General features: G+C 72.5%; 26 protein-coding genes. 14 read left to right on the top strand and 12 right to left on the bottom strand.

Annotated features, from left to right (window positions below):
• Positions 1 to 30: 30 nt before the first annotated feature.
• The gene (locus ACFYON_RS02065) at positions 31 to 801 is read left to right on the top strand and encodes an isoprenyl transferase (RefSeq protein WP_354864865.1); all 771 of its coding nucleotides are present in this window, start codon (positions 31 to 33) and stop codon (positions 799 to 801) included.
• 44 nt (positions 802 to 845) lie between these two features.
• Here the strand turns inward: ACFYON_RS02065 and otsB are convergent, their stop codons facing one another.
• From otsB to ACFYON_RS02080, 3 genes are all read right to left on the bottom strand, one after another.
• The gene (otsB, locus tag ACFYON_RS02070) at positions 846 to 1,670 is read right to left on the bottom strand and encodes a trehalose-phosphatase (RefSeq protein ID WP_354864867.1); all 825 of its coding nucleotides are present in this window, start codon (positions 1,668 to 1,670) and stop codon (positions 846 to 848) included.
• A gap of 69 nt (positions 1,671 to 1,739) precedes the next feature.
• The gene (locus ACFYON_RS02075) at positions 1,740 to 2,093 is read right to left on the bottom strand and encodes a hypothetical protein (protein ID WP_354864869.1); all 354 of its coding nucleotides are present in this window, start codon (positions 2,091 to 2,093) and stop codon (positions 1,740 to 1,742) included.
• Between the two features lie 163 nt (positions 2,094 to 2,256).
• Positions 2,257 to 2,697 carry an XRE family transcriptional regulator gene (locus ACFYON_RS02080; protein ID WP_354864871.1) on the bottom strand — a complete coding sequence of 147 codons (441 nt, stop codon included), beginning with the start codon at positions 2,695 to 2,697 and terminating at the stop codon, positions 2,257 to 2,259.
• 264 nt (positions 2,698 to 2,961) lie between these two features.
• Here ACFYON_RS02080 and ACFYON_RS02085 point away from each other — a divergent pair, with 264 nt between their 5' ends.
• The 6 genes from ACFYON_RS02085 (at position 2,962) to ACFYON_RS02110 (ending at position 8,213) form a co-directional block, all read left to right on the top strand.
• A complete protein-coding gene (locus ACFYON_RS02085) occupies positions 2,962 to 3,303 on the top strand; it encodes a hypothetical protein (RefSeq protein WP_354864873.1) in 342 nt (113 codons plus the stop codon).
• Complete coding sequence (locus ACFYON_RS02090) at positions 3,300 to 3,725, top strand: hypothetical protein (protein ID WP_354864875.1); 426 nt, start codon at positions 3,300 to 3,302, stop codon at positions 3,723 to 3,725. Before ACFYON_RS02085 ends, ACFYON_RS02090 begins: the two co-directional genes overlap by 4 nt.
• Before the next feature lie 311 nt (positions 3,726 to 4,036).
• Positions 4,037 to 5,443, top strand: a complete 1,407-nt coding sequence (locus tag ACFYON_RS02095; protein WP_354864877.1) for a PhoH family protein — start codon at positions 4,037 to 4,039, stop codon at positions 5,441 to 5,443.
• 233 nt (positions 5,444 to 5,676) lie between these two features.
• Positions 5,677 to 6,378: a transglycosylase SLT domain-containing protein gene (locus ACFYON_RS02100; protein WP_354864879.1), complete on the top strand. Its 702-nt coding sequence runs from the start codon at positions 5,677 to 5,679 to the stop codon at positions 6,376 to 6,378.
• A gap of 105 nt (positions 6,379 to 6,483) precedes the next feature.
• The gene (locus ACFYON_RS02105; protein WP_354864881.1) at positions 6,484 to 7,140 is read left to right on the top strand and encodes a rhomboid family intramembrane serine protease; all 657 of its coding nucleotides are present in this window, start codon (positions 6,484 to 6,486) and stop codon (positions 7,138 to 7,140) included.
• A gap of 104 nt (positions 7,141 to 7,244) precedes the next feature.
• Positions 7,245 to 8,213 (top strand): NAD(P)/FAD-dependent oxidoreductase, encoded by a 969-nt coding sequence (locus tag ACFYON_RS02110; RefSeq protein ID WP_354864883.1) that lies wholly within the window; start codon positions 7,245 to 7,247, stop codon positions 8,211 to 8,213.
• A gap of 12 nt (positions 8,214 to 8,225) precedes the next feature.
• Here the strand turns inward: ACFYON_RS02110 and ACFYON_RS02115 are convergent, their stop codons facing one another.
• Positions 8,226 to 8,912 (bottom strand): TetR/AcrR family transcriptional regulator, encoded by a 687-nt coding sequence (locus tag ACFYON_RS02115; protein WP_354864885.1) that lies wholly within the window; start codon positions 8,910 to 8,912, stop codon positions 8,226 to 8,228.
• 138 nt (positions 8,913 to 9,050) lie between these two features.
• On the opposite strand from ACFYON_RS02115, the gene ACFYON_RS02120 reads away from it, so the two are divergent.
• Positions 9,051 to 9,989 (top strand): NAD-dependent epimerase/dehydratase family protein, encoded by a 939-nt coding sequence (locus ACFYON_RS02120; RefSeq protein WP_354864887.1) that lies wholly within the window; start codon positions 9,051 to 9,053, stop codon positions 9,987 to 9,989.
• Here ACFYON_RS02120 and ACFYON_RS02125 read toward each other — a convergent pair.
• Positions 9,986 to 10,969 carry a DMT family transporter gene (locus ACFYON_RS02125; RefSeq protein WP_387188892.1) on the bottom strand — a complete coding sequence of 328 codons (984 nt, stop codon included), beginning with the start codon at positions 10,967 to 10,969 and terminating at the stop codon, positions 9,986 to 9,988. The genes ACFYON_RS02120 and ACFYON_RS02125 overlap by 4 nt on opposite strands.
• The gene (gene glpX, locus ACFYON_RS02130; protein WP_091415773.1) at positions 10,966 to 11,997 is read right to left on the bottom strand and encodes a class II fructose-bisphosphatase; all 1,032 of its coding nucleotides are present in this window, start codon (positions 11,995 to 11,997) and stop codon (positions 10,966 to 10,968) included. Before glpX ends, ACFYON_RS02125 begins: the two co-directional genes overlap by 4 nt.
• A 147-nt stretch (positions 11,998 to 12,144) precedes the next feature.
• Between glpX and ACFYON_RS02135 the strand changes: the two genes are divergently transcribed.
• Positions 12,145 to 12,831, top strand: a complete 687-nt coding sequence (locus ACFYON_RS02135; protein WP_354864889.1) for a DUF4245 domain-containing protein — start codon at positions 12,145 to 12,147, stop codon at positions 12,829 to 12,831.
• 93 nt (positions 12,832 to 12,924) lie between these two features.
• Positions 12,925 to 13,764 (top strand): hypothetical protein, encoded by an 840-nt coding sequence (locus ACFYON_RS02140; protein ID WP_354864891.1) that lies wholly within the window; start codon positions 12,925 to 12,927, stop codon positions 13,762 to 13,764.
• 68 nt (positions 13,765 to 13,832) lie between these two features.
• On the opposite strand, the gene ACFYON_RS02145 is transcribed toward ACFYON_RS02140, so the two are convergent.
• Complete coding sequence (locus tag ACFYON_RS02145) at positions 13,833 to 14,045, bottom strand: exodeoxyribonuclease VII small subunit (protein WP_354864892.1); 213 nt, start codon at positions 14,043 to 14,045, stop codon at positions 13,833 to 13,835.
• A gap of 10 nt (positions 14,046 to 14,055) precedes the next feature.
• Complete coding sequence (gene xseA / locus ACFYON_RS02150) at positions 14,056 to 15,222, bottom strand: exodeoxyribonuclease VII large subunit (RefSeq protein ID WP_355047178.1); 1,167 nt, start codon at positions 15,220 to 15,222, stop codon at positions 14,056 to 14,058.
• Positions 15,223 to 15,454: 232 nt separating this feature from the next.
• On the opposite strand from xseA, the gene ACFYON_RS02155 reads away from it, so the two are divergent.
• Positions 15,455 to 16,450, top strand: a complete 996-nt coding sequence (locus tag ACFYON_RS02155; protein ID WP_354864896.1) for a 4-hydroxy-3-methylbut-2-enyl diphosphate reductase — start codon at positions 15,455 to 15,457, stop codon at positions 16,448 to 16,450.
• 38 nt (positions 16,451 to 16,488) lie between these two features.
• A complete protein-coding gene (locus tag ACFYON_RS02160) occupies positions 16,489 to 16,899 on the top strand; it encodes a hypothetical protein (protein ID WP_354865280.1) in 411 nt (136 codons plus the stop codon).
• A gap of 59 nt (positions 16,900 to 16,958) precedes the next feature.
• On the opposite strand, the gene ACFYON_RS02165 is transcribed toward ACFYON_RS02160, so the two are convergent.
• Both ACFYON_RS02165 and ACFYON_RS02170 read right to left on the bottom strand, forming a co-directional pair.
• Positions 16,959 to 20,249 carry a S8 family serine peptidase gene (locus tag ACFYON_RS02165; protein WP_387188895.1) on the bottom strand — a complete coding sequence of 1,097 codons (3,291 nt, stop codon included), beginning with the start codon at positions 20,247 to 20,249 and terminating at the stop codon, positions 16,959 to 16,961.
• Between the two features lie 148 nt (positions 20,250 to 20,397).
• Entirely contained in the window at positions 20,398 to 21,576 is a 1,179-nt protein-coding gene (locus tag ACFYON_RS02170) for a DNA recombination protein RmuC (RefSeq protein ID WP_354864900.1), read from the bottom strand.
• A 54-nt stretch (positions 21,577 to 21,630) separates the two neighbouring features.
• Between ACFYON_RS02170 and ACFYON_RS02175 the strand changes: the two genes are divergently transcribed.
• The gene (locus ACFYON_RS02175; protein ID WP_354864902.1) at positions 21,631 to 22,416 is read left to right on the top strand and encodes a hypothetical protein; all 786 of its coding nucleotides are present in this window, start codon (positions 21,631 to 21,633) and stop codon (positions 22,414 to 22,416) included.
• Between the two features lie 122 nt (positions 22,417 to 22,538).
• Here the strand turns inward: ACFYON_RS02175 and ppc are convergent, their stop codons facing one another.
• Both ppc and ACFYON_RS02185 read right to left on the bottom strand, forming a co-directional pair.
• On the bottom strand, positions 22,539 to 25,325 hold the full coding sequence (ppc, locus tag ACFYON_RS02180) for a phosphoenolpyruvate carboxylase (protein WP_354864904.1): 2,787 nt from the start codon (positions 25,323 to 25,325) through the stop codon (positions 22,539 to 22,541).
• A gap of 123 nt (positions 25,326 to 25,448) precedes the next feature.
• Positions 25,449 to 25,655 carry a hypothetical protein gene (locus ACFYON_RS02185; protein WP_355047176.1) on the bottom strand — a complete coding sequence of 69 codons (207 nt, stop codon included), beginning with the start codon at positions 25,653 to 25,655 and terminating at the stop codon, positions 25,449 to 25,451.
• An 84-nt stretch (positions 25,656 to 25,739) separates the two neighbouring features.
• On the opposite strand from ACFYON_RS02185, the gene ACFYON_RS02190 reads away from it, so the two are divergent.
• Positions 25,740 to 26,780 (top strand): S66 peptidase family protein, encoded by a 1,041-nt coding sequence (locus ACFYON_RS02190; RefSeq protein ID WP_355047175.1) that lies wholly within the window; start codon positions 25,740 to 25,742, stop codon positions 26,778 to 26,780.
• Positions 26,781 to 26,836 lie beyond the last annotated feature (56 nt).

Genomic DNA, 26,836 nt, shown 5'->3' on the forward strand with positions numbered 1-26,836 from the left:
CTCTCCCGCGGGTCGCTACCCTGCAAGGTGATGACTCTGCGGAAACTCCTCTACTCCGTGTACGAGCGCCGGCTGACGGCGAAGCTCGCGGGCAAGCCCGTACCCGCACACGTCGGCGTGATGTGCGACGGCAACCGCAGATGGGCCCGGGAGATGGGCTTCGTCGACCCGAACGACGGCCACCGGATGGGCGCCGAGCGGATCAAAGAACTGCTCCGCTGGTGCGACGCGGCCGGCGTCGGGCACGTCACACTCTGGCTGCTCTCCACCGACAACCTCTCCCGCCCGGCCGCCGAGCTGGACCCGCTGCTCCAGATCATCGAGGACCTGAGCACCGAGCTGGCCGAGGAGGGCAACCCCTGGCGGCTGCGGATGGTCGGCGCGCTCGACGTGCTGCCGGCGCAGCATGCCGCCGCGCTCAAGGCCGCCGAGGAGCGCACCCGCGACCGCGACGGCGGGGCTCAGGTCAACATCGCGGTCGGGTACGGCGGGCGGCGTGAGATCGCCGACGCGGTCCGCTCGCTGCTGCTGGAGCACGCGGCGAACGGCGGCACGATCGAGGAGCTGGCCACCTCGATGAACGTCGACCACATCTCCGAGCACCTCTACACCAAGGGGCTGCCGGATCCGGATCTGATCATCCGGACCAGTGGCGAGCAGCGGCTCTCCGGCTTCATGCTCTGGCAGAGCGCGCACTCTGAGTTCTACTTCTGCGAGCTGAACTGGCCCGACTTCCGCAAGGTCGACTTCCTGCGTGCCCTGCGCTCCTACGCCACCCGCCAACGCCGCTTCGGCACCTGACCGCCCCGCCCGCCGCGCGTCCCCGGCGCCTCGGCGGGGAGGCGTCAGCGGAGGTGGGGCAGGGCGGCGGTGAGGAAGTCGCCCAGGGCGGCGGGGGAGTCGAGGGTCAGGTCGGCGGCGTCGGCCACCTCGTGACCGGTCTCCGGGTTGGCGACAGCGACGCAGACACCGAGGAATTCGGGATCGTCGGCGGCGCGGGCGCGCAGCGCGGCGAACGCCTTGATGTCGGAGACGTCGTCACCGAAGTACCAGGCGCCACCGGCGTCCCGGACCGTCTCGCCGATCACCATGCCCTTGTCCCGGTCGACCGGGGGCTTCAGTTCCAGCACCATCCGGCCCGGCTGGGCGCGCAGCCCCAGCCGCTCGGCCTGGGCCCGGCCCCACTCCTGCACCAGCTCGCCGAGCTGCGGGGCGGTACGCCAGTGCAGCGCCACGGAGAGCCGCTTGAACTCGACGAGCGCGCCGGGCGGCAACTCGGCGCGGGCCTGCTCGGCCAGCTCGGACATCGTCGGCACCCATGGCAGGGCGGCCGGCTCGGTGACCGTCTCGCCGCCGGAGTGGCTGTGCTCCAGGCCGTAGAGCCCGTAGAGGTCGATGCCGGCGAGGCCGCCGAGGTGACCGCGGAGGAAGTCCACCGGGCGGGCGGAGACGATCGCGATCCGGCGCACGTGCGGCGCGAGCGCCTCAAGCGCGGTGAGCACGTTGGGCGCCGGCCGTACGGCAGTGGGATCGTCGTCGACCGGCGCCAGGGTGCCGTCGAAGTCGAAGAAGAGGACGATGTCACCCGCGCGGGCGGCGGTCGCACGCCAGGCGTGCTCCGCGTTCAACGGGGTCTTCGGCTGCTGGTTGCCCAGATTCAACGGCGGCACGCGCGTCAGCGTACCCCGCGCCGGGCGGCGTATTCGTGGCCGAGATGCGACGTCGGAACGACGTGGGGATCAGCGTTCGGCGGCTCCTCGTCCCCGGCGACCGAACGGCACCACGGCTGCCTCCTGCCCGTGGCTGAGCAGGTAGCCCTCCACGAAGCCGGTGTTGCGGTCGCCGCTGTGCGCCTCGATCTCGTTGAGCCGCGCCACCAGGAACTCGGTGAGCGCGCTGACCCGGTCGTTGAGCCGATCGTGCAGCTCGGCGACGACGGCGAGGATCACCGCGGTGCCGGCCGTGGTGAGCGCGAAGAGGTTGACGACCAGTGGGAGCTGCCCGCCGTCCAGTACGCCGACCACCACGTTGCCGGTCACGCACGATGTCAGCGACACCACCGCGACCACGACTGCCAACCATTTCAGGGTCATCGACAGACCCCTCCTTCTGTCCCGCTGGGCTGGGTTCGGCTGTGTCCCGTCCCCCCGCCGATGACGAGCCCCTAGCAGTACAAACGTGGACGCTAGCGGGTCCGATCCGTCCCCGCGGCGAAACGATCGGGTCTGCTCTTCCGTTCTTTCGCCATCTGAGGAACTAGCCCGCCTGTTTCCCCCTATTTCGGACACCACCCGGCAGGGTGGGGCGATATGCGAGGTAACGGATGGTTTCTCGGATGTGGAACTTCTCCGCGTCGGAGACGTTCGGGTCGACCAGCCGGCGCAGCAACGCCTCCACATCCGGGTCCATCGGGGGCGGCGTCGGCTCGGTGCGCGGCCCGGCGGCCCGGTCCCAGCCGAGCGCGGTGAACGCGGCGATCGGGTCGAGGCCGAGCCCTTCGCAGAAGGCGACCACCCGCTCCGCCTCCGGGTCGCTGGCCCAGTCGCCGCGTACCCATCGGTTGATGGTCTGGCGGGAGACGCCGGTGCGCCGGGAGACCTCGGTGCCGCTCCAGGCGCGCAGCGCGCGGGCGTCGTCGAGCGCGCGCCGGACGAAGGTGGCGAAGGCGATCTTCCGTGCGTTGGCCGTCTCGGTCACCCCGTGACGGTACGGCCAGTCGGTCCCGAGGGGGTGGCTCGGCACGCTGCTGTCACGCCGACGGGACGTTGTCGGGGAATTTCCGGTAAACGATCCAGTGCTGCTCAGGAGGGGTGTCACCCGGCCACAATAGATGGACGCGAGTACGGCGGCAAAGGCCTGAAAAGCTGATACTGTCACGCTCATGAGACAACTTACGGTGTGTCACGTGCCTGAGACGACCAGTGCTCACATGCGTCACTCCGCGGGTGCCGAGGGGGTCTCGTGACCGAGCTCGCGACCCGCGCCCAGGCCTTCGGGCTGATCGCGGACGGAGTGTCCGCCGGGCTGAGCGCCCCCTGGCGTCTCTATCTCGCCCGCGGGTGCCGGTACCTCTCGCTCAGCGTCGGCGACCGGGGGGAGTGGGACGCCTGGCGGACCCACCTCGGCTGCCCCGAGCTGAGCGTGCGGGTCTACGACTCCGGCGGGGAGATCCGCCGGGCGTCGGTGGCCGAGGTGGTTCTCGACGAATGCCGGATCAGCGTCGAGTTGATCGAGGAGGTCAGCACCGACGACCTGGAGCGGCTGCTGGTGGTCGGCCCGCTGCCCGGGACGGACGAGCGATGACCCCCTTTCTCGCCGTGGTGCTCGTCCTCGTGCTCGGTTCCACCTGCTACGCGGCCGGGCGCCTGCACGGCCAGCTCAGCTACCGCATCGGCTACCGGTTCGGTTACCGCCAGGGCTACTTCGACGGCGACCGGGGCGCCTGGAACCGCCGCCGGCGCGACGCCCAGGCGGCGATCGCCTCGGCGCTGTCCGGTCCCGGCCCGACGGTGGTGACCTCGGCCGGGCGCTCGGCGGTGCCGTTCGCCGGCACCTCGGTACCCGCCGCCGTCGCCACCCGGCCCGGCTCCGCCCCGGCGGTCCGGGTCACCGCGACCGCCCAGCTCGGCGCCGCCGGCCGGGTGGGCACCACGTACACCGGATCGTCGTTCGGCGCGGCCGGCGCCGGGCCACGGGCCGGCACGCTGGTGCGCCGGCAGGGCTGAGGCCCGCGCCGCGTCGCGGCGCCAGACGACCGGCCGGGGTGCGCGCAGGGGGCATGCATCCCGGCCGGTTGCGGTCCGCCCGTCACTCGCACAGGTGTTCGCCCGCGTAGACCATGCGGTGATCCACGCGCGCCTCTAGCCCCGCGGCCCCGAGGCGATTAGCGTCTAGGCATGGCGCGGGGTTTTCCCGGGCCAGCCGGACAGCCCGGACCTGCGTCCTCGCGCACGGGGCCCGCATCCGACCCCGTGTCCTCCGGGCACCGGAAGAGGCGGAACTCGGGTGGCCGGGTGCCCATCCGCGGAGCAGGCCTGTGACCACTCGCCGTACCCCCGCCGGAGCCGAGCAGACCCCGGCCTCGACCGCCCCGACCCGCCGGACCACCCGCAGCCGCCGCGGCGCCGCCGCCGAGGCCGAGGAGCCCCGACCAGCCGGCCCGGCCTTCGTCCTGGACACCTCGGTCCTGCTCTCCGACCCGGCGGCGTTCCACCGCTTCGCCGAGCACGAGGTGGTGCTGCCGCTCGTGGTGATCTCCGAGCTGGAGGGCAAGCGGCACCACCCGGAGCTGGGCTGGTTCGCTCGTCAGTCGCTGCGCATGCTGGACGAGCTGCGCGTGCGGCACGGCCGGCTGGACCGCCCGGTGCCCGCCAACGACCAGGGCGGGACGCTGCGGGTGGAGCTCAACCACACCGACGACGGCGTGCTGCCGCCCGGCTTCCGCACCGAGTCGAACGACGCGCGCATCCTGTCCGTGGCACTCAACCTGGCCGCCGAGGGCCGCGAGGTCACGCTGGTCAGCAAGGACATGCCACTGCGGGTGAAGGCGGCCTCGGTGGGCCTGCGCGCCGACGAGTACCGGCACGGCCAGGCCAGCGATCCGACCTGGACCGGGATGGCCGAGCTGGACCTGGCCGAGGAGGAGGTCGGCCGGCTGTACGCGGGGGAGACGCTCGACGTGGACGCCGCGGCGGGTCTGCCCTGCCACACCGGCCTGGTGCTGCACTCGGCGCGGGGCTCGGCGCTGGGCCGGGTGCTGCCGGACAAGACGATCCGGCTGGTCCGGGGCGACCGGGAGGCGTTCGGCGTGCACGGACGCTCGGCGGAGCAGCGGATCGCGCTCGACCTGCTGCTGGACGAGTCCATCGGCATCGTGTCGCTCGGTGGGCGAGCCGGCACGGGCAAGTCCGCGCTGGCGCTCTGCGCCGGCCTGGAGGCGGTGATGGAGCGACGCCGGCACAAGAAGGTGATCGTGTTCCGTCCCCTGTACGCGGTCGGCGGTCAGGAACTCGGCTACCTGCCCGGGTCGGAGTCGGAGAAGATGTCGCCCTGGGCGCAGGCCGTCTTCGACACGCTCGGCTCGGTGGTGCACGAGAACGTGCTGGAGGAGGTCACCTCGCGCGGCCTGCTGGAGGTGCTGCCGCTGACCCACATCCGCGGTCGCAGCCTGCACGACGCGTTCGTCATCGTGGACGAGGCGCAGTCGCTGGAGCGGGGGGTGCTGCTCACCGTGCTGTCCCGGATCGGTCAGGGGTCGCGGGTGGTGCTCACCCACGACGTGGCCCAGCGGGACAATCTGCGGGTCGGCCGGCACGACGGGGTGACCGCGGTGATCGAGGCGCTGAAGGGGCATCCCCTCTTCGCGCACGTCACGCTCAGCCGATCGGAGCGCTCGCCGATCGCCGCCATGGTTACCGATCTGCTGGAGGACATCCCAGGCTGACCGCCGGTTTTGTCCTATTTCATCACGATATTGATGGTGACGCAGATCACTTTTCGGCCCGGCCATTTCCCACCGGCCTCACCGTGCGCAATGGTGTCCATCGAGCGTCGCCTACCACTCCAGAGCCGGACACGGCCCGGAGTCACACCGGTACCGGTGCGCTCACGGCACCCGGCGTGACCGACAGTGGACCCACGTGTGCCGTGTCCCTGCCCCCGACGAAGGGAAACCTCGTGAGTCGGCTGTGGAGCCGGTTCGGCGCCCGTACGGCCGCTGTCGCACTGCTCTCCGTGGGCGTTGCCGGCGGCTTTTATCTGGGCGAGGATCGACAGGGCCGGCAGCAGGCCCTGACCGCACAGGTCGGCCTGGAGGTCGACCAGGCGGAGCACGCGTACCAGCGTGAGCGGCTGTCCGACCACCGCCTGGACTCGTCCCGGAAGCGTGCCGCCGAGTACCAGGCGAAGCTGCGCGCCGCCGCGGCGGCGAAGGAGGCCGCCGAGCGGGCCAGGAAGGCCGAGGCGGCCGCCGCGTCCCGCAAGAAGGAGCGCGCCGCGGCGGAGGCGGCGGAGGCGGCCGAGAAGGAGGCGAAGGTCAAGCCGTACAACGGCCCGATCCCGTCCTCGTGCGCGGAGTACAGCGGCAACCGGAAGGTTGGTTGCGCCATCATGCTCGACAAGGGCTTCGGCATCGACCAGTTCCCCTGTCTGGACAAGCTCTGGACCAAGGAGAGCGGCTGGAACCCGAAGGCGTCGAACAGCTCCTCCGGGGCGTACGGGATCCCGCAGGCCGTGCCGGGCAGCAAGATGGCCTCGGTGGCCGACGACTGGAAGACCAACCCGGCGACCCAGATCACCTGGGGTCTCAGCTACATCAAGGGCCGGTACGACACCCCCTGTGGCGCGTGGCAGAAGTCGCAGAGTTCCGGCTGGTACTGACACAGCACCACGACGGCGGGACACACCGGGAGACCGGGGTGTCCCGCCGTCGTCGTACCGCCGCCCGACTGGCGGCCCGCCGCATTTGCTGATAGCACTTGGTAGGTGACCTGGCACGGCGGCCCAAGTGGCGACCCCCATCGGTTCGGCACCGACGCGTTCTACGCGGCGCTCGGCCGGGCCTTCGTCGCCATGTGCGCGGTCGTGCCGGTGCTGTTCCTCGTCGAGGCGCTCGACGTCGGCCTGCGACTCGGTCTCGACTACACCGCCGGCATCATCCCGCAGCGGCTCCAAGGGCTGGACGGCGTCTTCTTCTCGCCGTTCCTGCACGCGGGGTGGAACCACCTCTACAGCAACAGCATCCCGCTGATCCTGCTCGGCACGTTCGTGCTGGCCGCGGGCACCCGGCGGTTCCTCTGGTCCACCGCGGTCATCATCCTGGTCAGCGGCCTGGGCGTCTGGTTCACCGGCTCGCCCAACTCGGTGGTGGTCGGCGCCAGCGGCGTGATCTTCGGCTACCTCGGCATCCTGCTCACCCGGGGCGTGGTGGAGCGGAGCTGGTGGAACTTCGCCGTCGGCCTGCTGGTCGGGTTGCTCTACGGCTGGCAACTGCTCGGCATCCTCCCCACCGACGAGCGCGTCTCCTGGCAGGGCCACCTGTTCGGGCTGCTCGGCGGCGTGGTCGCGGCGATTCTGTTCCGGCGCCGCAACGACGCGGGCGAGTACGACCGTCTCGGGTCACCGAGGATGACGCTGCCTTGACGGCGCGTTGATCGAAGCGCGGGACGTGCTTGCCCACGGCCACCCGCCCGCCTACCGTTTCCGCATCAGCACGGGTGATCCGAAGCGGAAAGTGACGGTACGCCATGCGCGAGGTCGATGTCGCCGTGATCGGGGCCGGTCCCGCCGGGCTCTTCGCCGCCTACTACGCCGGTTTCCGTGGACTCTCCGTGTCGCTGATCGACGCGCTGCCCGAACCGGGCGGTCAGGTCACCGCGATGTACCCGGAGAAGCTGATCCTCGACGTCGCCGGCTTCCCCGCGATCAAGGGCCGCGAGCTGGTCGCGAACCTGGTCGCCCAGGCCGCGCCGTTCCACCCCGACTACCGGCTCGGCGTACGCGCGGAGAAGCTGTCCTACCTCGACGGCCGGCCGGTGCTCGGCCTCGCCGGCGGTGAGCAGCTCAACTGCGGCGCGGTGCTGGTCACCGGCGGGCTCGGCAGCTTCACGCCCCGGCCACTGCCGGTCGCGGAGAGCTTCACCGGCGGCGGGATCGTCTACTTCGTGCCGCAGCCGGTCGAGCTGACCGACCGGCACGTGCTCATCGTCGGCGGTGGCGACTCGGCGTTCGACTGGGCCGCCACGCTCGCCCCGCTGGCGCGGTCGGTGACGCTCGTGCACCGGCGGGACCGCTTCCGGGCACACGCCGCCACGATCGAGCGCGTCCGCGCGCTGCCGGTGCGGATCGTGGTCAACGCCGAGGTGAGCCGGCTGTACGGCGAGGAGACGGTCACCGGTGCCGAGCTGACCGTACGCGGCGGCGAGGTGGAGACGCTCCCGGTGGACACGGTGGTGGCGGCGCTCGGTTTCGCCGCCGACCTCGGCCCGCTCGCCGAGTGGGGGCTGACGCTCGACCGGCGGCACATCGTGGTGGACAGCGCGATGGCCACCAACCTGCCCCGGGTGTTCGCGGCCGGGGACATCACCGAATACCCGGGCAAGGTCCGCCTGATCGCCACCGGTTTCGGCGAGGCCGCCACCGCGGTGAACAACGCGGCTGTCGTCATCGACCCGACAGCGCACCTGTTTCCCGGTCACTCCTCCGACGGCACCTGACGCCGACCGGCGTCAGGGCAGGCCGGCCAGGTCCGCCATCAGGCCGATCTGGTGGTCGAAGTACTCGTCGCGGTGCGGCAGCGCCCGGTTGATCCGGCCGAACAGCTCGAAGCTGATCAGCCCGAACAGCTGGGTCCAGCCGGCCATGCCGCGGGCCAGCAGCGCGGGCGGGACGTCCATGCCGAGCAGCTCGACCAGTTCGGCCACGTCGCCGCGCAACGGCTCGGGCAGTTCCTCGTCGGGTGGGGCGAGCCGACCGGTGACCACTCCGTCGCGCAGGATGCCGACCAGGGTCACCGGGGGGCGCTGGGCCGGCGCGACCGTGTCGTCCGGGGCCGCGTACCCGGGCACCGGGCTGCCGTAGAGCAGCGCGTACTCGGCGGGGTGGGCCAGTGCCCACGCGCGGGCGGCCCGGCAGGCGGCCAACCAGCGTCCGCGCAGGTCGGTCTGGTCGGCGGCGGTGTCGGCCGCCTCCACCGCGTCGCCGAGCGCGTCGTACGCCTCCAGGATCAGCGCGGTGAGCAGGTCGTCGCGGCTGGGAAAGTAGCGGTAGATCGCCGAGGACACCATGCCGAGGTCCCGGGCGACCGCGCGCAGCGAGAGGTTCGCGCCGTCGGTGTCCAGGTGGCGCCGGGCGACCGTCTTGATCTCTTCGATCATCCCGGCGCGGACGCGGGCGCGGAGCGAGGGAGCGACCATGTCTCCACTCTGCCATGGAGAGAGCGGCAATCAAAAGAGAGAGCAGTGCTCTTGACGCAGCGGGCCCCATGAGTCATGCTCTGTTTCGAGAGCGCTGCTCTCGCTTTGGACAACTGCTTCAGTGAAGGTGGACCTGCCATGGCACTGCACGTGATCGTGGGCGCCGGCCCCGTCGGCACCGCCACCGCCCGCCTCCTCGCCGAGCGCGGCGAGCGCGTGCGCGTGATCACCCGGCGCGGCACCGGCCCCGAGCACGCGGCGATCGAGCGGGTGGCCGCCGACGCCGCCGACGCGGACCGGCTCGCCGCGCTCACCGAGGGCGCGGACGCGCTCTACAACTGCGCCAACCCGGAGTACCACACCTGGGCGACGGACTGGCCGCCGCTCGCAGCCGCCCTGCTCACCGCCACCGAGCGCAGCGGCGCCGTGCTCGCCACCGTCGGCAACCTCTACGGGTACGGCCCGGTCGACGCCCCGATGACCGAGGCGACCCCGCTCGCCGCCACCGGCGTCAAGGGCCGGGTCCGCAACCGGATGTGGGCCGACGCCGTGGCCGCCCACCGCGCCGGCCGGGCCCGGATCACCGAGGTACGCGGCTCCGACTACATCGGCCTCGGCGGCAACTCGCTGCCCATGATGGTGCTGCCCAAGGTGCTCGCCGGACGGCGGGTGTTCCTGCCGGTGGCCTGGGACGCCCCGCACACCTGGACGTACGTCGGGGACGTCGCCCGTACCCTCGTCGCAGCCGCCACCGACCCGCGGGCCTGGGGACGGGCCTGGCACGTGCCGAGCGCACCCCCGGTGTCCATGCGGGCGCTCGCCGACCGGGCGGCGAAGCGGGCCGGAGCGCCGGCGCCCCGGCTCACCCGGATGCCCTACCCGGTGCTCTGGCTCGGTGGCCTGGCCGACCCGCTCGCCAAGGAGATGCGGGAGACCGCGCACCAGTTCGCCGGACCGTTCGTGATGGACTCCACCGCCGCCGGCGAGACGTTCGGGATCGAGGGGACGCCGCTGGACCGGGTGGTCGACGAGATGGTCACCGGCCTGCGCGCCCCCGCGCCCGCCGCCGCCCGTTAGGGGCGCGGGCGGGTGGGCCCGAAGGCGGCGACGAGCACCGCGACCAGGGTCAGCGCCGCACCGAGCAGTGTGTCCAGCCCGGGGTGCGAGGCGGCGGTCGGCAGCAGCAGGTCCAGCAGCACCGCGCCGACGATCTGCCCGGCGATGGTGGCCAGGCCGAGCAGGAGCACCCCGGTGAACCGGACGAGGGCGGCGGCCAGCGCGATGAACACGATGCCGATCGGGCCGCCGAGGTAGAGCCACGGCTCGCTGGGGAACATGCCGTCCGGGCGGCCGCGTACCGCCAGGTCCACCGCGAACGTGAGCAGCAGCGCCGCGGTGCCCACGGTGAAGTTCACGAGCGTGGCGGTCATGGCGCTGCCCGCCGCCGCCCGGACCCGCCCGTTCACCGCCTGCTGCCAGGCGATGCCCACCCCCGCCGCCAGCGGCAGCACGGCCAGCACCAGCGCTTTCGGGTCGCCGAGCCGGTCGCCCACCGCCAGCAGGACCGCCAGCACGGTGAGCACCGCCCCGATCAGCCGGTTCGGGGTGACCGGCTGCCGGCCGGTCGGGCCGATGCCGGCCCGGTCGACGAGCAGGCTGCTGCCGGACTGCCCGGCCACCACCGCGACGGTGAAGACCGCCACGCCGAGCGTGCCGATGGTCAGCCCCTGCGTCGCCACCAGGAACGCGCCGCACACGCCGCCCAGGCACTGCCACGGCCGCAGCGAGCCGGCGCGCAGCGCGTCACGCAGGGCGGCCAGTCCCCGCCGGCCACCGGGGGTGGCGGGAACCAGCACCAGCAGGATCAGCAGACCCACGCCGAACGAGACCACCGCGGCGGCGATCCCGTCGGCCAGGCGTACGCCCAGCTCGCCGTTGATCCGGGACTGGACGGCGACCATCACGCCCGAGGCGGTGGCCAGCCCGACGCCGGCGACACGTCGTCCGGTCGACAGCGTCGGCGGTGCCGGTGGTGCCGCCGTCCCGGTCCGGCTCACTCCTGCTCGGCCAGTGGACGGCCGTCGAAGTCGACAGCCGAGTAGAGGGCGAGCTTCTCCAGCCGGTGGTACGAGTCGATCACCCGGATCGTGCCGCTCTTGGAGCGCATCACGATCGACTGCGTGTACGCCCCACCGGAGCGGTACCGCACGCCGCGCAGCAGGTCACCCGAGGTGACGCCGGTGGCCACGAAGAAGCAGTTGTCGCCGGTGACCAGGTCGTCGGTGAACAGCACCCGGTCCAGGTCGTGCCCGGCGTCCAGCGCCTTGCGTCGTTCGTCGGAGTCCTTCGGCCAGAGCTTGGCCTGCATCATGCCGCCCATGCACTTGAGCGCGCACGCCGCCGTGATGCCCTCCGGGGTGCCGCCGATGCCCATCAACACGTCGACGTCCGACTCGCCACGCGCCGCCGCGATGGCGCCGGCGATGTCGCCGTCGGAGATGAACCGGATCCCGGCGCCGGTACGCCGGATCTGCTTCACCAGGTCGTCGTGGCGCGAGCGGTCCAGCACGCAGACCGTCACCTCGGCGGCGTCGGTGCCCTTGACCTTGGCGATCCGGTTGATGTTCTCGGCCACCCCGGCGTTGATGTCCACCACGTCGGCGTACATCGGGCCGACCGCCAGCTTCTCCATGTAGAAGACAGCGCTCGGGTCGAACATCGCGCCGCGCTCGGCCACCGCGAGCACCGCCAGCGCGTTCGGCATGCCCTTGCTCATCAGCGTGGTGCCGTCGATCGGGTCGACCGCCACGTCCACCTCGGGACCGGTCCCGTCGCCGACCTCCTCGCCGTTGAACAGCATCGGGGCGTTGTCCTTCTCGCCCTCGCCGATCACCACGACGCCGCGCATCGGAATCGAGTTGATCAGCTTTCGCATGGCGTCGACCGCTGCGCCGTCGCCGCCTTCCTTGTCGCCCCGGCCGACCCAGCGGCCGGCGGCCATCGCCGCGGCCTCGGTGACCCGGACCAGATCGAGGGCGAGGTTGCGGTCGAGATCCTGGGGCGTCCGCGTCCTGGTGGTTGTCATGGCGGCCTCCTCGCGACGTTGCGGGGTGGGACCGGCGGTCACCACCGCCGGTTTTGTCGCTGATCCTCACACGATCTCAGGTTCGCCGTCCCGGCGGGGCGGAGGAGGCCAGGATCACGCCCCCCGGTGGGCTGCGACAATGGCCGGGTGGAAGCCGCACAGCCTGCCGACCGCCCACCGACCGACGCCACCCCGCCGGAGGGCCAGTCCGCGCTGGTCGAGCCCGCGGCCGAGGCACCCGCGGCCGGTCGGCCCGCCGCTGTCGAGCCCGCCGCCGTGGCACCGGCAGCGGGTGCGCCCGCGCCCGCCCCGGCGGGCGGCAGGGCCCGGTCCGAGCGGTCGCCGAAGGACATGGCGCTGTCCCTGCTGATCCTGCTGGTCCCGATCGCGCTGCTGCTCGCCTTCTACCGTGGCTTCCTCGGCGGCGACTCGCCGGTCACCGTCGACCCGGCGCCCGCGCTGGAGCAGGCCCGCTCCGCGAACGCGTTCCCGGTCGGCGAGCCGACCGGGCTGGGCGACGACTGGCGGACGGTGAACGCCCGCTTCCGGACCGAGGGGGACGGCTCGACGCTGCGCATCGGGTACGTGACCCCGGAGGGCCGGGGCGCGCAGCTCGTGGAGAGCAACGTCCCGGCGGAGAAGCTGCTGCCGGCCGAGCTGCCCGAGGGGCAGCCGCAGGGCGCGGCCGACCTGCCCGGTGAGCTGAGCTGGCAGCGCTACACCGCACGCGGCAACGAGCAGGCACTCGTCCTGCTGGAGCCGAACCGTACCGTGATCGTGGTCGGCGACGCGGGCGAGGCGGAGCTGCGCAAACTCGCCACGTCGCTGCGCTGACCGTCCTTCCTCCGGGGGACGCGGGATTGCGGAAGGCCGCTTCCGGGAACAGAAGGGACATCGAGCCCGGACGACCCACCTGGAGAGGTTGACGTGAAGATACGACGCTTCAGCGCTACCGCGTTCGCCGCGGCGCTGCTCATTCCCGGCCTGGCGGCCTGCAACGGCAACGGGACGACGTCCGACGCCTCCGCGACCCCGAGCGCCTCCGGCAGCGTCGCACCGAGCGCCACGGCGTCGAGCAGTGCGGCAAAGCAGGCACTGCTCGACTCCACGAACGCCATCCGCGAGGGGAACTTCAAGTTCACCATGACCGGTGCGGGCTCCACCGCCGAAGGGCAGGTGCACGAGCCGAGCCAGAGCGCCGACATGCGGATGACCATCGGCGACCCGTCGTCGGACCTGATGATGAAGCTGGACCTGATCCACGCCAAGCCGGACAGCTGGGTCAAGCTGGAACTCGGCGGTACGGCTGCCGCGCAGATCCCCGGTGTGAAGAACCTCAACACCGGCAAGTACCACCACCTCGACCAGAACCGGATCAAGGGCAACCGGGCGCTGGGCTTCGACTTCGAGAAGCTCGACCCGGCCGGCAGCGCCGTGCTCACCCAGGGCATCACCGAGGTACGGCAGACCGGCGAGGGCGCGTATGAGGGCACCGTCGACGTGTCGAAGGCCGCCCAGGCGGGCTCACTCGACCCGGCCGTGATCACCGCGCTCGGGGCGCAGGCCCAGTCGGTACCGTTCACCGCCAAGGTCGACACGCAGGGCCGCCTCAGCGAGATGGTGCTCAAGATCCCGGCCGCCGGCCAGAGCGCCGCGCAGGACCTGAAGATCACCTACACCGACTACGGCAACGCGGCCCCGGCCCAGAAGCCCTCGGCCGCCCAGGTCGTCGAGGCGCCCGCTGAGCTGTACGGCCTGTTCAACTGACAGTCCGCTCCGAGATCTCGGGCAGTTTCCGTCCCGTTCCGGACGGGAACTGCCCGAGATTCGCCTTGTCAGTCCTCGGCGCGCTGGCGGGCGGCGTCGATGCGGGCGCGGGCACCGTCCAGCCAGCGCTGGCACACCCCGGCGAGCTGTTCGCCGCGCTCCCAGAGAGCCAGCGACTCCTCCAGCGAGGTGCCGCCCGCCTCCAGCCGCTCCACCACCGAGGCCAACTCGGCGCGGGCCTGCTCGTAGCTGAGCTGTTCGTCAGTGGTCGTTCCGGTCATCGTGTCTCCCTCAGCCGTCGACGGTGGCGGTCAGCTCGCCCTCGGCGAGGCGTACCCGCAGTGCATCGCCCTTCGCCACCTCGGAGGCCGCGCGGACGACGTGGCCGTCGGCGCGCTGCACGATCGCGTAACCGCGCTCCATCGTCGCCGCCGGCGACAGCGCGCGCAGCCGGGCCAGCGTGTGCCGCAGGTCGTCGGTGGCGCCCCGCAGCCGGTGCTCCAGGGACCGGCCGGCGCGGTCGCGCAGCGCCGAGACGTCCACCGCCCGCTGCTCGACCATCACCTGCGGGCGGGCCAGCACCGGACGGGAGCGCAGCAGGTCGATCCGGTGCTGCTCGCGGTCGACCAGGTGGCGCACCGCTCGTTCCAGACGGGACCGGGCCTGACCGATCAGCCGGACCTCCTCGGTCAGGTCCGGCACGATGCGCTTCGCCGCGTCGGTGGGGGTGGAGGCGCGTACGTCGGCCACGTAGTCGAGCAGCGGCGCGTCCGTCTCGTGGCCGATCGCGCTGACCACAGGTGTGCGGCAGGCGAAGACCGCCCGGCACAGCGCCTCGTCGGAGAAGGGCAGCAGGTCCTCCAGGCCGCCGCCGCCCCGGGCGATGACGATCACGTCGACGGCCGGGTCGGCGTCGAGCACCTTGAGCGCGCCGACGATGTCCGGCACCGCGCTCGGCCCCTGCACCGCCACGTTGATCGTGCGGAAGTCGACGGCGGGCCACCGGCGGCGGGCGTTTGTCAGCACGTCCCGCTCGGCCGCCGAGGCGCGGCCGGTGATCAGGCCGACCCGGCCCGGCAGGAACGGCAGCCGCCGCTTGCGGGCCCGGTCGAACAGGCCCTCGGCGGCGAGCAGCTTCTTGAGCTTCTCCAGCCGGGCCAGCAGCTCACCGAGACCGACCTGGCGGATCTCGTCGGCCCGCAGGCTCAGCGTGCCCCGGGCGGCGTAGAACTCGGGCTTGGCGTGCAGCACCACCCGAGCGCCCTCGCGCAGCTCCGGCGTGCCCGCGTCCAGCACGTCCCGGTTCGTGGTGACGGTGAGGCTGAGGTCGGCCGACGGATCACGCAGCGTGAGGAAGACGGTGCTCGCGCCGGGGCGGCGGCTGATCTGCGCCACCTGGCCGTCGACCCACACCCAGCCCAGGCGGGCGATCCAGGCGCCGACCTTCTGGCTGACCACCCGGACCGGCCACGGCTCCTCGGACGTGCTCCGCCCGTCAGGCGTGCCCCGCCCGTCAGGCGTGCTCCGCCCTTCAGACGTGCCCCGCCCGTCAGGCTTGCTCCGCCCGTCAGACGTGCCCCGCCCCTCCTCGCCTGCGCTCACCCGCCCACCCTACGGCCCGGCACCGACAGCGCCCGCGCGCGCCTCGCGGCCACTGCCGCGCGGGAGAGCGGCACGTACGATGGGCCCTGTGAATGACGCTGAGACGACTCCCCGGACCGGCAAGCGCGTGCTCCTGGCCAACCCCCGCGGCTACTGCGCGGGCGTGGACCGGGCGGTGCAGACCGTCGAGGAGGCGCTGAAGCTCTACGGCGCCCCGATCTACGTGCGCAAGCAGATCGTGCACAACAAGCACGTGGTGCGCACGCTTGAGGCAAAGGGCGCGATCTTCGTGGAGGAGAACCAGGAGGTGCCGGAGGGCGCCACGGTCATCTTCTCCGCCCACGGCGTGGCCCCCGAGGTGTACGAGCAGGCCGAGCAGCGCTCGCTGCGGGCGATCGACGCCACCTGCCCGCTGGTCACGAAGGTGCACCACGAGGCCCGCCGCTTCGCCGCGCAGGACTACGACATCCTGCTCATCGGTCACGAGGGGCACGAGGAGGTCATCGGCACCGCCGGTGAGGCGCCCGCCCACATCCAGCTCGTCGACGGCCCGGACGGGGTCGACAAGGTCACCGTGCGTGACCCGGAGAAGGTGGTCTGGCTGTCCCAGACCACGCTGTCCGTGGACGAGACGCTGGAGACCGTGGCCCGCCTCAAGAAGCGGCTGCCGCTGCTCCAGTCCCCGCCCAGCGACGACATCTGCTACGCGACCTCCAACCGCCAGCACGTGGTCAAGGAGATCGCCCCGGAGTGCGACGTGGTGATCGTGGTCGGCTCGCGCAACTCCTCGAACTCGGTCCGGCTGGTCGAGGTGGCGCTCGACGCCGGGGCCCGCGCCGGCTACCTGGTCGACTTCGCGCACGAGATCGAGGACGCCTGGCTGGCCGGCGCCGGCACGGTCGGTGTGACCTCCGGCGCGAGCGTGCCCGACGAGCTGGTCCAGCAGGTGCTCGCGCACCTGGCCGAGCGTGGCTTCGGCGACGTCGAGGAGATCACCACGGCGGACGAGCGGCTGACGTTCTCGCTGCCGCAGGAGCTCAAGCGCGACATGAAGGCCGCCGCCGCCGCCGCGGCGCGCGGCTGACCGGGAACGGATCGGCCGTGCGCCGCGTCCAACCGATCATGAAGACTCCTCGTACGGTGCTCGTCGCACTGCTCGCCGGCCTCGCGCTGACCGCCTGCCCCGCACCCGGCGACGGGTCCGCCGATTCCAGCCCGAGCCCGAGTACGACGGGAGCCGCCCCGGTGACCAGCCAGCCCGACCCCGGCACCAGCCCGAGCCGCCCGAACCCCTCATGGAAGGGTGGCCCGTCCACGCCGCCGGGCGTCGGCGGCACCGTCATCTCCGGCACCGTGCAGGCCGGCGTCGAGCCGAACTGCCTGCTGCTCGACGGCCACCTGCTGGTCGGCGGCCCGCGCGACGTGCTGAAGGCCGGCGCCCGGGTCGAGGTCACCGGCCGCCCCGAGCCGGGCATGATGACCACCTGCCAGCAGGGCACGCCGTTCGTGGTCGAGTCCGCCCGCCCCGCCTGACGACACGACGGAGCCCCGCCCCCCGCGTACGGGGGACGGGGCTCCGTCGTGTCAGCGGCTCAGTTGACCGCGAGGACCTCGACCGAGCCGCGGCCGACGACCGCGCCCTCGGTGGTGGTCACGGCCATGTCGCCGTACAGCTCCCGGCCGGCGGCCGGGGTGGACAGGGCGGTCACCGAACCGGTGAGGGTGGCGGTGGCGCCGTTGGCCAGGGACAGCGGCGTGGACGGCGCGGAGAGCGTGCCCAGCGCCGGGGACGCGAACGAGTCCCGGTAGTCGTACGCGGTGCTCGGGTCGCTCATCGAGTAACCGGCGACCACGACCCGGTAGGTGCCGGGCGTCGGGTTGGTCAGCGTCACCGCCTCCTCCGAGTCACCGTCGGCCGACTGCCCCACCTGGGTGGTGCCGCGGAAGACCGTCAGGTCCAGGTCGGCGCTCAGGTCGGACGGGTTGCCGATGCGTGCGGTGAACGAGGTGGCGCCCGCGGGCACCTCCACCAGGTACTCCTGGTTGGCGCCCTGGGTGATGCTCGGCCGCTCGGTGCGGACGCTGGCCAGCGGGCCGCCGACGCCGGTCACCTGGACCGGGCCGAACGTGTTCGTCAGCTTCCAGCTCACCGGGGCCGGCGTGCCGGCGGTGACCGACGGAAGCTGCACCACGGCCGGCTCCACCTTCACGCCCTGCACGCCGGCCTGGAGCTGGAACGGGTTGTCCAGCGCCGGCGAGGTGCGACGCGCCTCCACCTCGATCTCCCACACACCCGGGATCGGGTTCTGGTAGTCCCGCTCCTGCGGCTTGCAGACGGCGGCGTCGGAGAAGTTGGTGAAGCAGGCGGTGCTGGCGGTGCTCTCGACCGGCACGCCGTACGGGTTGATGGCGATGAACCGGGTCTGCGAGCCGGTCGCGACGCCGGACAGGTTGACCTGCAGCGCGCCCGCACCCTGCGGCACCGTCACGAAGTACGACCGGGAGCTGTTCCGCTCGACCGAGCCCTCGGCCGAGAAGGAGTACGCCGGAGCGGCCACCGGGTTCGAGGCGACCACGACGGCGGCGACCTCGAAGTCGACCACGTTGGTGGCTGGGTCGTCGACGGTCATGATGGCGCCGTGCGCGCCGGCCGTCATCGGCTTGGCCTTCACCTTGACCGTGACGGTCGTGTTCAGCGGCAGCCAGACCACCTTGGGGGCGCTGTAGGTGCCGTCGTTGCCGCGGAAGGCGACCTCGTGCTTGATGCCCTTGTTCGGGCCGCTGGTACGGGTCAGCTTCACCTCGTAGTAGCGGCTCTCCTTGACCTTCTGGCCACCGCGGTCGGCGGCGCAGCGGTTGTAGAGGCCGGTGCCGACGTTCGGGGTCGGCACGAACGTGCCGGAGGCCCGGTCGTAGCGGGTCAGGTTCGGCGACAGCTCGGTGCAGACCGACGCCTCGGAGGTGTAGGTGCGGGTCGCCACGCCCTTGGCGAGCAGGCTCCACGCACCCGGCACGTCGAACATCCCGTAGCCCTGCGCGTACGTCGGGACGTCCGCGATCGGCTGTGCCGAGGTGTAGACGGCCCGGCGCAGCGCGGCCGGGGTGACGCCCTTGCCGGTCGCCTTGGCGGCCGACAGCAGCAGCGCGGCGGCGCCGGTGGCCTGCGGGGCGGCCATCGAGGTGCCGTTGAGCATCTGGTAGCCCGGGGGCAGCGGGTAGCCCGCCTCCGGCACCGGGTTGCCCGGCTGCCAGGTCGGCGCGGTGGAGATGGCCGAGCCCGGAGCGGCGATGTTCGGCTTGAAGCCGCCGTCCTCACGCGGGCCGCGCGAGGAGAAGTTGAACAGCGCGTTGTCCTTGCGGACCACCGAGCCGTAGTTGGCCAGCCAGGTGTCCTTGCTGATGTTGGCCGCGACGCTGACCACGTCGGTGGCGACCGACGGGTCGCCGACCGTGTTCAGGCCCGGGCCGGAGTTGCCGGCCGAGATGAACAGCTGCACGCCGTAGTTGTTGATCAGGTCGTTGTAGAGGACCGCGCGGGCGTTCGAGCCGTCGTTGAGCGCGGGCAGGCCGCCGATCGACATGTTCACCACGTCGACCTTGCGGTTGATCACCAGGTCGGCCATGCCGGTGGTGAGCGCCGCCGCGGTGCAGCCGCCACCCCAGGAGCAGGCGCGGGCGGAGACCAGCTTGGCGCCCGGGGCGGCGCCGTCGAAGGCGCTGTTGCCGAGCATGTCGTTGGCGGCGGTGATGCCGGCGACGTGGGTGCCGTGGGTGCTCTCGACGATGCCGATGTTGACGTAGTCGACCAGGCCGGGGCCGCCGACCGGGGTGGTGTCGACGTTGCGCCGGTACTCGACCACGAACGGGATCTGCTCGCGTACGGCGGTGGCCGGGTTGTCCGTGCCGAAGCGTCCGACCTGGAACTTCTCCTTGTACGGCCGCATCACCTCGTCGTCGGTGAAGTCGTTGTTCTGGTTCGCGTCGACGCGGACGTCACCCGTGGTGGGGTTGTAGAGCACGCCCCAGAAGTCGGTGGTGTCGCCGTCGCGGTTGAGGTCGCCGCGCGCGTCGCTGTTGGCGGTGATGTTCTCGCGGAACACGTTGAAGCGGTAGCTGCCGGCCGGCGCGGTCCAGGTACCGAGCGAGGTGGTGAACGTCGGGCCGCTGACCTCGGTCAGCATCGGCCGCCAGGAGGCGTCCTCCAGCGGGTCGGTGGCGGTGACCCAGTCGACGATCTTGCGCTCGCCGGTGGTGGTCTGCTGGAGCGCCGGGTGGTCGAGGTCCACACCGGAGTCCATGATGCCGATGGTGACGCCGCGGCCGTCCCACTGCGGGTTCGCGGCCTTGAAGGCCTCCGCGCCGGTCTCGTTCGTCGGCATGTACGGGTTCACCGCACCGGTGTCGCCGCCCGGCCCGGCCAGCGTCTGGGCCTGCGCGGCGGTCTTGGCGCCCTTCGGTGCCGCCTCCGGCGCCGGGTCGGGGAGCTTGATGGTCTCGTCCAGGTCGACGGCGGCGACCCCGGGCAGCGTGGCGGCCTTGAGCGCCTTGGCGGTGGGGACCTTCGCCAGCACGTAGCCGATCTGGTCGTACCGCTGGGTGACTGTTGCGCCAAGGCCGGTCAGGCCGTCGACGACCTTCTTGGTCGAGCCCTTCTTGGCCGCGACGATCATCGTGACGGTCGGCGCGTTCTTCGCCTCGGCCTCGTCGAGCAGCTTGGCGTCGTGTGCGCCCAGTGCCTTCGCGGCGGTCGGCTGCGAGGGCTGGGGGGCGGGGGCGGCGCTCGCGGTGCCGGCGCCACCTCCGACGGTCAGAGCGCCGGCCGCGAGGACCGAGGCCAGGAGCGCGGCGGACGACCGCCGGCTGCGCGTGCGGGGTTTACTCAACGTTCTCTTCCTCCAGAGAACAGGGCCCTCGAGGGACAGGGCACGTGTGACGGTGATCCTGCGTGTCACGACGGCAGGTGTCACTACCCGGCCCGGGTTTGTGATCACTCCGTGATGCGGATCGGCCTACGTCATCGCGTGCGTCGTGCTAAAGGTCGACGTTCGTCGACCTATCGGACGATGTGGACGGCATCTCGAGGAGCTCCGGCGCCTGCGGCTGCCTCGGCGCCAGCTCGACCTGCGCGGGTGTGGCCAGCTCGTCGTCGGAGACGCCCAGCTCGGCCAGCTTGCGGGCGCTGACGAGCACCCGCGCCTCCAGCGAGCCCACCGCCCTGTTGTACGCGGTCACCGCCCCGCTCAGCGAACTGCCGAGCTTGCCGACGTGGTCACCCAGTGTGGACAACCGCCCGTACAGCTCGCGGGCCAGCGAGTGGACGGTCGCGGCGTTGCGCGCCAGCGCCTCCTGCCGCCACGAGTAGGCCACTGTGCGCAGCAGCGCCACCAGCGTGGCCGGGGTGGCGAGCACCACGTCGCGGGCGAAGGCGTGCTCCAGCAGCGTGGGGTCGCGTTGCAGGGCCACGTCGAGGAACGGGTCGGCCGGCACGAACAACACCACGAAATCGGGCGTCTGGTCGAACGCCGACCAGTAGGACTTGGCGGCCAGGGCGTTCACGTGCGCGCGCAGGTGCCGGGCGTGCGCGTCCAGGTGGGTGTCGCGCCCGCGCTCGTCGCGCGCCTCCATCGCGGTGAGGTACGCGTCGAACGGCGCCTTCGCGTCCACCACCACCGTCCGGCCGCCGTGCAGCCGTACCACCAGGTCGGGGCGTACTCCCTGGTGGTCTGTCGCGGCGGTGACCTGCTCGCTGAAGTCGCAGTGCTCCAGCATGCCCGCGGCCTCGACGATCCGGCGGAGCTGGTGCTCGCCCCAGCGGCCCCGCACCTGCGGCGCGCGCAGCGCGGCGACCAGTTGTTTGGTCTCGGTGCGCAGCTCGCCGGAGACGGCGCTCATGGACCGCACCTGTTCGCGCAGCTCGGCGTACGCGTCGACCCGGTCCCGCTCCAGCTCGGCCACCCGCTGCTCGTAGCGGCGCAGCGTGTCGTGCAGCGGCGCGACCGCGCGGGCCACCGCCTCCTGGGACTGCGCGGTCGCCTCGTAGCTGAGCGCCCGCATGGACTGCTCCAGCCGCCCCTCGCCGGCCTTGGTGGCGGCGAGCGTCGCCTCCAGGCGGGCGATGTCCGCCGCCGCACGCGCCCGGGCGGCCAGCCAGCCCACCGCGCCGCCCGCGGCGAGGCAGAGCAGCACCACGGCCAGCGTCGCAAAGCTCATGGCCAAGAGCTTGCCAAACGGGTACGACGAGCGCCCGGTGGGTACGTTTGAGTCATGGAGTTCGCGTTGTGGCTGGTCCTGATCCTGCTGCTCGGAGGTGCGTTCGTGTTCTGGAGACGGGGGAGCAGGTCGCGGCGGGCGAACGAGCTGGCCGACGCCCGCGCCGAGGCGCAGCGCTGGTACGAGCGGCTCGGCGGCCAGCTCATGAACCTGCACGGCGACGCCCCGGCGGTCCGGCAGGCGCTCGCCGACGCCGGTGAGCGGTACAACGCTGCCGGTTCACAGCTGGAGCAGGCGAGCACGCCGCGCCAGTTCGGGCTGGCCCGGGAGACCGCGCTGGAAGGGCTGGCGTACATCCGGGCGGCGCGGACCGCGATGGGCATCGACCCGGGCCCGGAGCTGCCGCCGCTGGCCTCCGCCCAGGGCGCCGGCGCGCTCACCAAGGAACGCCAGGTCGACGTGCAGGGGCAGACGTTCCGGGCCGGCCCGCAGCCGGGGAACGCGACGCCCTACTACTACCCCGGTGGGCGGTTCCAGGGGCGGCCGGTTCCGGCCGGCTGGTACTCCACGCCGTGGTGGAAGACCGCGCTCGGCGCGGGTGTCGGCGTGGTCGGCGGCATGCTGATCGCGGACGCGCTGTTCTCGCCCGCGTTCGCCGATCCCGGCTACGACGCCGGCTACCAGGAGGGCTTCGGCGACGGCCAGGACTTCGGCGACCAGGGCGGCGACGCGGGCGGTGGCGACATGGGCGGCGGTGGCGACTACGCCGGAGGCGACTTCGGCGGCGGCGGCGACTTCGGTGGCTTCGGCGGCGGCGACTTCGGCGGCGGCGACTTCTAGCCGACGCCGCCGCGCCTCGGACGCCGCGCCTCGGACGCGCTGCTGGCGGCGCGCTCGGCGCACGCGTTAAGAAGGGCCCCCTCTTATGCACGAGGCGTTAAGAGGGGGCCCTTCCTTACAGATCAGCCCGTGTTGCGCATGCCGGCGGCGATGCCGTTGACGGTGGTCAGCAGCGCCCGCTCCAGGGCCGTACCGTCGTTCGGGGCGCGTCGCCCACCCGGCGCGGTCGCCACCGCCCGCCCGGCCGCGCCGGACTCGCGGTACTGCCGCAGCAACGCCACCTGCAGGTGGTGCAGCGGCTCCAGGTAGGTGTCCCGCACGGCGAGCGTGCGCTGGAGCACCGGGGAGTTGTCGAGCAGCGCCGGTGACGCGGTGACCGCCAGCACCTCCTGCTTGGTCAGCTCGTACTCCTGCTCGATCTTGTCGAAGATCGGGTGCAGCTTCTTCGGCACCAGCGTCTCCACGTACCGTCGGGCGATCGTCAGGTCGGTCTTGGTCAGCATCATCTCGACGTTCGACAGGAACGTGCGGAAGAAGTGCCAGTTGCGGTTCATCTCGGCGAGCACGTCGGCCAGTCCGGCCCTCCGCGCGGCGGCCAGCCCGGAGCCCACGCCGAACCAGCCCGGCACGATCTGCCGGGTCTGCGTCCAGCCGAACACCCACGGGATGGCCCGCAGGCCGGACAGGCCGGCGCCGGTGTTCGGGCGCTTCGCCGGCCGGGAGCCGATGTTGAGCGCGCCGAGCAACTCGGTCGGGGTGGAGGCCCAGAAGTACGCGGGCAGGTCCGGGTCCTCGACCAGCGACCGGTACGACCGGAACGCCGACTCCGACACCACGTCCATGGCCGCGTCCCAGCGCTCCAGCATCTCGGCCGGCTGCCGGGGCGCGGTGTGCAGCAGCGTGGCCTGGAGCACCGCGGCCACCGTCAGTTCCAGGTTCTCCCGGGCCAGCGCCGGCAGCGTGTACTTGTCGGAGATGACCTCGCCCTGCTCGGTCACCTTGATCGCGCCGTCCAGCGTGCCGTACGGCTGGGCCAGGATCGCGTCGTGCGTGGGGCCGCCGCCCCGGCCGACGGTGCCGCCCCGGCCGTGGAACAACCGCAGGTGCACGCCGTGCCGCGCGGCCACGTCCCGCAGCGCGCGCTGCGCCCGGTGGATCGACCACTGGCTGGTGGTGATGCCCGCCTCCTTGTTGGAGTCGGAGTAGCCGAGCATCACCTCCTGCACATCGCCCCGCGCCGCCACCAGCGCCCGGTACGCGGGCAGCGACAGCAGCTCGTCCAGCAGCTCGCCACCGGCGTTCAGCTCGGCCGGGGTCTCCAGCAGCGGCACGATGCCGATGCGGGCACGCCCGGAGTGCACGTCCACCAGGCCGGCCTCGCGGGCCAGCACCACTGCGGCGAGCACGTCGTCCACGCCGAGCGTCATCGAGATGATGTACGACTCGATGACCTCGGGGCCGAACCGGTCCTGTGCCTCGCGGATCGCCGCGAACACGTCGAACGTCTTGCGGGCCGACTCGGTGAGCGGGCTGTCCTGGGTGGAGAGCGGACGGCGGCCGGTGAGCTCGTCGGCGAGCAGCTTGGTGCGCTCCAGCCGGGACAACGCCGGGTAGTCGGGCACCTCGCCGACGGCCTCGTAGAGCTGGGTCAGCACCTCGTGGTGCTTCTCGGCGTGCTCCCGGATGTCCATGGTGGCCAGGTGCAGGCCGAACGCGGACACCGTACGGATGGTCGAGGCCAGCCGCCCCACGGCGGTGAGCTGACCGGAGTTTCGGGCCAGCGACGCGCGCAGCAGCTCCAGGTCGGCGATCAGCTCGGCCGAGCCCCGGTAGTCGCGTCCCGGTACGTGCGGGGTGTCGGCGCGCAGCCGCTCGCGCGTGTTGGCGAGCTTCGCCTTCACGCACCGCGCCTTGAGCCGGTACGGCTCCTCCGCGTTCACCCGGCGGAACCGGGGCGCCACCTCGGGCAGCGCGTCCAGGTCCTTGGCCAGGCTGGCGGACAGGTCCAGCGACACCGCGCGCAGCCGCCGGGAGACGCTGACCTCGGTGATCAGCTCGTCCATCGCCTTCTCGGTGGCGGCGATGCCGTGCTCGTGCTGGATGCGCAGCACCTCGCGGGTGACCACCGGCGTGACGAACGGGTTGCCGTCGCGGTCGCCGCCGATCCAGGTGCCGAAGCTCAGCGGGCGGGACGTCGGCGACGTCTCCACGCCGAGCGTGCGCAGCGTGTCGGCGAGGTCGTCGAGGACCTGGGGCGCGGCCTCGGCGTACAGGTCCCGCAGGTAGTAGATGGCGTTGCGCGCCTCGTCGGTCGGGTCCGGCCGGTCCAGCCGCAGCTCGTCGGTCTGCCACATGAGATCGAGCAGTTCGGCCAGGCGGCGGTTCGCCGGGCCCTCGTCGCTGGCGCCGTAGAGGATCGCGTTAGCGGTCTCGGTGTCCAGCTCGTCGGCGACCGCGCGCAGCTTGGACAGGATGGACCGGCGGGCCGCCTCGGTCGGGTGGGCGGTGAAGACCGGGCGTACGGCAAGCCGCCGGGCCGCCGCGGCGATCTCCTCGGCCGGTACGCCCCGCTCGGCGATCATCTTGGCCGCCTGGTCCAGCCAGCCGCCGTGCGTGGCGCGGCGACGGCGCAGGTCCCGGGCGCGGTGCACCTGCTCGGTGATGTTCGCCAGGTGGAAGTAGGTGGAGAAGGCACGGGCCAGCTTCGTGCCGGTGGTGACGTCGAGCCCGGCGAGGCGCTGGGCCGCGGCCGGCGCGTCGGAGCGGACCTGGGCGCGGATCTCCTCGACCAGGTCGAGCAGCGGACGGCCCTCCTGGCGGGCCAGGGTCTGCCCGAGCAGCGTGCCGAGGCGGCGGATGTCGGCCCGGAGAGCGGCGTCGGGGCCGTCGTGGTCGTGCTGGTCGGTCACGGTTGCGCTCCTTACGCGAGGACGAAGGACAGCGCTGTCCGACTCCTCTGGATCGTATCCGCGTACCCCCGGTGGACAGGAGGGGGACGGCGTGATGATCTGCACTCTGGGACGGCCCGCCGGTCAGCCCCGGTCGACGGCGTACCGACCCGGCTCCGGGCGCGGCCGGGCGTGGAACCTGGTCGCGGTGAGCAGCCCGGCCAGGCCGGTGGCCACCCAGATCAGCAGGCCGGTCAGCGCCCAGCCGCCGCCGCGCCAGTCGAAGTAGATGGCCGATTTGAACAGGTCGGTGTCGGTGCGGGCGCTACGCAGCTCCGGCTCGTCCTCCACGCGCTCAGCCTATTGCGGCCATATGCCCGGCTCGTGGGCTTTCGTCGAGCGAAAACCGCTGGCCCGGGCCGATAGCGTCGGGGCATGCAGGCGCCCATCTATCCCCCCAAACCGAAGCCGGGCGACCGCGTCGCGGTCGTCTCACCCTCCGCCGGCCTGCCGGGTCTCTTCCCCCACGTGTACGAGCTGGGGCTGCGCCGGCTCCGCGACGAGCTGGGGCTGGAACCGGTGGAGTACCCGACCACCCGCGTCATGGGCGCCGACCCGCGCGACCGGGCACGTGACCTGACGGCCGCGGTCGCCGACCCGACGATCACCGCCGTGCTGGCCACCGTCGGCGGGGACGACCTGATCACCGTCACCCCGCACCTGAACGACGACGTGCTGCGGGCCAACCCGAAGCCCTACTTCGGCTACTCGGACAACACCAACGTGCTCAACCACCTGTACCGGCTGGGCGTGGTCGGCTACCACGGCGGGTCCGTGCTGGTGCACCTCGGGCGCTCCGGCAAGCCGCACCCGCTCACGCTCGACTCGCTGCGCGCCGCGCTGTTCACCTCCGGCTGGTACGAGCTGACCCCCGCCTCCGAGTGGGGCGACGAGCCGAGCGACTGGCGCGACCCGGCCACGCTCGCCGAGGAGCCGCCGATGTACCCGTCCGAGGGCTGGCGCTGGCACGGCCCGGCCCGGGTCGTGCAGGGCCGCACGTGGGGCGGCTGCCTGGAGATCGTGCACTGGCTGATGGCCACCGGCCGGATTCCGTCGGCCGCCGAACTGGCCGGGTCGGTGCTGGTGCTGGAGACGTCCAACGAGCTGCCGCCCGCGCAGGAGGTCTTCCGGATCGTGCGGAACATGGGCGAGCGCGGTCTGCTCGCCGCCGTCCCGGCGATCGTGGTGGGCCGCCCGAAGGCGTGGGACTTCGACCGGCCGCACACCGTCGCGGAGCGCATGGCGTGGGCCGCCGACCAGCGGGCGGCGATCCTGCGGGCGCTCGTCCCCTACACCGACGACCCGGTGGTGGTCTTCGACGTCGACCTGGGCCACACCGACCCGCAGCTGATCATCCCGTACGGCGGCGAGATCCGCGTCGACGCGATCGAGCGCCGCATCGCCGTGCGCTACTGAGCCCGCCGCTCGCCGGCTCGGTGGAACGGCATGGGTGTCTACGTCCCCGTTTGACG

It is taken from the genome of Micromonospora sp. NPDC005686, from assembly GCF_042871665.1.
Taxonomy (GTDB): domain Bacteria; phylum Actinomycetota; class Actinomycetes; order Mycobacteriales; family Micromonosporaceae; genus Micromonospora.